General features: G+C 29.2%; 3 protein-coding genes. All 3 read right to left on the bottom strand.

Annotation, left to right across the window (positions count from 1 at the left end; all coding sequences use genetic code 11):
- Positions 1-338 precede the first annotated feature (338 nt).
- The 3 genes from BX659_RS18455 to BX659_RS19570 all read right to left on the bottom strand — a co-directional run bounded on the left by BX659_RS18455 (position 339) and on the right by BX659_RS19570 (position 3,768).
- Positions 339-1,136: a LuxR C-terminal-related transcriptional regulator gene (locus tag BX659_RS18455; RefSeq protein ID WP_097019701.1), complete on the bottom strand. Its 798-nt coding sequence runs from the start codon at positions 1,134-1,136 to the stop codon at positions 339-341.
- 370 nt (positions 1,137-1,506) lie between these two features.
- On the bottom strand, positions 1,507-3,399 hold the full coding sequence (locus BX659_RS18450) for a DUF3857 domain-containing protein (protein WP_097019700.1): 1,893 nt from the start codon (positions 3,397-3,399) through the stop codon (positions 1,507-1,509).
- 240 nt (positions 3,400-3,639) lie between these two features.
- Positions 3,640-3,768, bottom strand: a complete 129-nt coding sequence (locus BX659_RS19570) for a hypothetical protein (RefSeq protein WP_258176164.1) — start codon at positions 3,766-3,768, stop codon at positions 3,640-3,642.
- Between the last annotated feature and the right edge of the window lie 288 nt (positions 3,769-4,056).

Below are 4,056 nucleotides of genomic sequence, written 5' to 3'. Positions count from 1 at the left end.
AGTATTGACTATATGACTCCTAATGAATATGAAAAACAATTATTAGCTGCTTAATTTGTTCAATTTTTTGTGTCCAAGATATTGACTTAAGTCCATACTATCGTATAGGATTTTTCCCATTTTCAAGTAAAAACTATACTTTTGTATAGTTTTAAGTGACCATGTTTTTAACAAAAAACGAGCTATTAGCCCGTTAAACTAAAATTATAGCCGAATAATAAAATTCCTACACATAATTACTTTGTAGATAACCATTAACAATACACTAATTTATTATTAGTTTATTGTCAATAATTACTATAAATAATCCCCCGTATGTCATCCTAAATAATTATCAATTAAAGATTAATATCTTTCACAGAAATAGACCCAGTTTTAATAGCTTTAACTACTGACTCTACTGTAGAACTAACACCTAATAAATCCCATATCTTCTTCTTATGATATTTTATCGTACTCTCACAGCAAGTCATTTTCTCTGCTATTTCTCTTTCTGTTAATCCCTGAGCTAGATAAGTTAACATCTTCTTCTGCTTCCTACTCAATCCTGTTTCTCTATCTAATTCTTGAGCATTTTCATATTTATCACAATTATAAATAATCTGGTCTCTTAATAATAAAGCGATAGCTATTAATTCTTTTTCAAAATTTGACTTTACCGTTGATACATCTAAATAACCTATTATTCCATCTTCTTTCTGCAAAGGAAGAGCAAAGCAATTCCATTGTTTCATAAAATCACAATAATGATCTTCACCTGCAAGATACATTTCTTCTTTTAAATTCATTGCCATAGAAATAGCATTGCTTCCAATACTTTCTTCGGCAAAAGAGCTTCCTTTCTCGATTTTTATCTTCTTCAATCTTTCAATTATTCTCCTGTTACCACTTACTTCTAACAATATACCTTCAAAATCAGTTAGAATAAAACAATAATTTTCTCCTATAAAATCCTTGATTTCTCTAATACTCTCTTTAAATATAGAAATCAGCATATTGTTCTTTTGTAACTTAGCTTCTAATTCCTTATCTGTAAGTATTACTTTTGGAGTAATAAGATTATTACTTAATCCTTCAGTAGTACATCTCCCCCAAGAAAGCAGAACTTCTTTTTCAGCTGATTTTATAATATCCATAAACCTCTACCTCCTTTAACTTATTACAATAACCTATTATTAAATTCAAATATTAATATTGTCTGGATATTTCGAAATTTTTTCTTTGGCGGTTAGAAATTAGAGATTTAGGTAGTTACTACCCTCCTTTCCACCTAATAACCAAAGTTTATGAATATTCCTCTACTTCATTAGTTTTCTACCAGAACAAGACTTTACACTATTATATTGTGATTTTTTTAGTAAAACAAATTTATCATCTTTTTTTATATGATTTTTAATAACCCTTAATTCTAAAAACAAAACCTGCCTTACCATACATTAATGTATGGTAAGGCAGGTTTTAAACTATTGCTATACAATAAATCAAAATAAAAATGATATCACTATACTACTTTTTCTCAACTAAAATCTGATTCTGGACAACTACTCCAGCTTGACCAAGCAATTCTTTAGCTAACTTATAATTTTCAACCTCTATCTCCTGCTTATTAATCTTTAAATTAAAATCAAAGATAATTTTATTATTTTCTTTAGTGTAAGAGGCTGATAATTTTCCTACTTTATTCTCTAATTTAATCTCCTCTGGCATATAATTTACCTTATATCCTTGCGGTAATTGAATTTCAACTCTACGGACAATATCACTAGTAGAGCTTAAATAAATCGGATAAATTCTCTTTTCAGATGCAACTATTTGAGCTAAAGAAACTGGAAATCTCATCGGACTTAAAGCTAATAAATTTCCCATACTTTTTGCATAATTACGCACCTTCATTTCAGGAATAGTTACCTTAAGATTCTGATTCAAATCATCTACACCTAAGATTATAGGATTAACACCATTAGCACTAGCAAACCCTCTACTAATTCCTTGCTTAATGATTAACTCTTGCTGTTTTGGAGTATATCTAGAGTAAATATCCTTAAAGATATAATCATTAACTCCTGTATATTCTTCTAAATAATCAATAACTGCACTACCATCCTCTTTCAAGCTTACTTCCTGCTTGACTATGCTTTGATTTAATTTAGCTGCCATAATTGGAGTCTGAGCTAATTTATTAGCTAAAGGCAATAAAACCTTCTTACCTTGATCACCTGGCAAAACTCCATACATCGTACCATTATTGGTTGGATCTAAATACTTGTCTTCATTGACTAAATAAACTATCATGTGGTTAAACTGATTAATACTTACTATCTCTAAATCAGGATTCCAGCTACGATTGATTAGTACAGGCTCCGCCTTAACTCCAATCTCTTTTAACATTGCTATCAATAAAGTAGCCTTATCCTTACAATCACCATACTTATTCTGATAAGTCTCAATTGCAGTATGAGGTTTATAACCACTAATACCATACTCTAAACCGACATATCTAATCTGTGAAGTTACATAATTATATAATGCAATCATCTTATCTTCTTTACTTTTAGCCGCCTTAGTCAGCTCTTTAATCTTAGTCTTCAACTTATCATTTACTTTATATTGATTATCAATCAAACCATTATACCACTGAATAACTTGGCTCCATGACTTTAAAGTGGATAACTCAACAACAGGTGCTACATTCATCAGTGGTGGCATAGCAGGTTCTGGTACAATAGCAGGAATATCTTCTTTCTGCCAAGTATAAACCTTAGCTTCTCCTTCTCTCTTAATAATTGGTTCTAAATCCATGAGCTTAGTTCTATAATTTACTTCTTTATCTGATGGAACCTTAACAATTAATTTCTTATTTTTAATAGGTTCAGTATATTGGAACCTCTCTATTAATGAAAATTCGCCATTGATTGTAGCTTTCTTTACCTTTCTTAAATATTTACAAACTATAATACTCCTTGGCTCCAAAGCAGGAATAGTAACTACCTTAATTCTAGCATCTGAATAGACACTATTATTGGCTGATGGTGGAGTTATCTCCTTAATGTCCTTTGGCTTAACTTTAACCACTGTGCCATCAGGCTTGATCGTCTTAGCTTCAGTAATTTCTATACTTTCAGCTGACTTATCAAATCTAATCTTGAACTCTCCAAACTTCTTAATACCCCGCTTATTAAATATTTTAATGATGTTGTCCTGATATATCTCGGCTTCTTTCTTAGTATAATCTGCTACTATGTAATCCTTTAAAACCAATGCACCTGCTTCTGGATAATCAGCTTGTGAAGGTGAATTGGTTATTAATGAATTTAGACCCTCTGCTGCTGATACTCCAATAGTACAACTAATAATAAGCAAGCTTATAATCAGTAAAATCTTACAACTATCTTTTAACATAATCTTCCTCCCATATTATTATAGAGTTATATACCTCTCAATGTTTTAAATTTTTATAAGAAGGTATATGTTTATTTTACCTTTATTTACCTATAATGCAAACTATAATTTAGCATTAATTTTTGAGTTTTAGTAATTTATAAAGTAGTATAGTTTTTAATGACCATAGTATCAAATAAAAAACGAGCTCTTAGCTCGTTAGCTTGAAAGTAATTATAAAATATTCTGATAGATTCCTATCTAAATAGCAATAATCATATTATCTAGAATCAGTTTTAAAATATTCAGCAAAAAACCTAATTCTTTGGCTACTTTAATTATTCCTAAAACATTGATTCCACAATTATCAATATCTGCTACCTCTCTCATCAGAACATTCTTATTTTAATCACCAGACAAAACACCATATAAATATTAGGATTAATTTAATTTATTGTTGAACTTTAGAATTTTATTTTTAGATATCATTACTATATAAGTTGAACTAATGTTTTTCTTAAAGAATTTAAAATATTTTTTGCAGCGAATTAACACGAATTAAAGGCAAAAGAATAAATTAATAATTTGCTTAATTGTAAAATGAACTTGAACTAATAAAAATTAATAAAAAAATGCCCATAGTAGACCAAACTGTAATATAATTAGATCACCACAAAA

The sequence above is a fragment of the Orenia metallireducens genome, assembly GCF_003001995.1.
Lineage (GTDB): Bacteria > Bacillota > Halanaerobiia > Halobacteroidales > Halobacteroidaceae > Orenia > Orenia metallireducens_B.
This window is presented reverse-complemented; position numbering and strand designations above follow the sequence as displayed.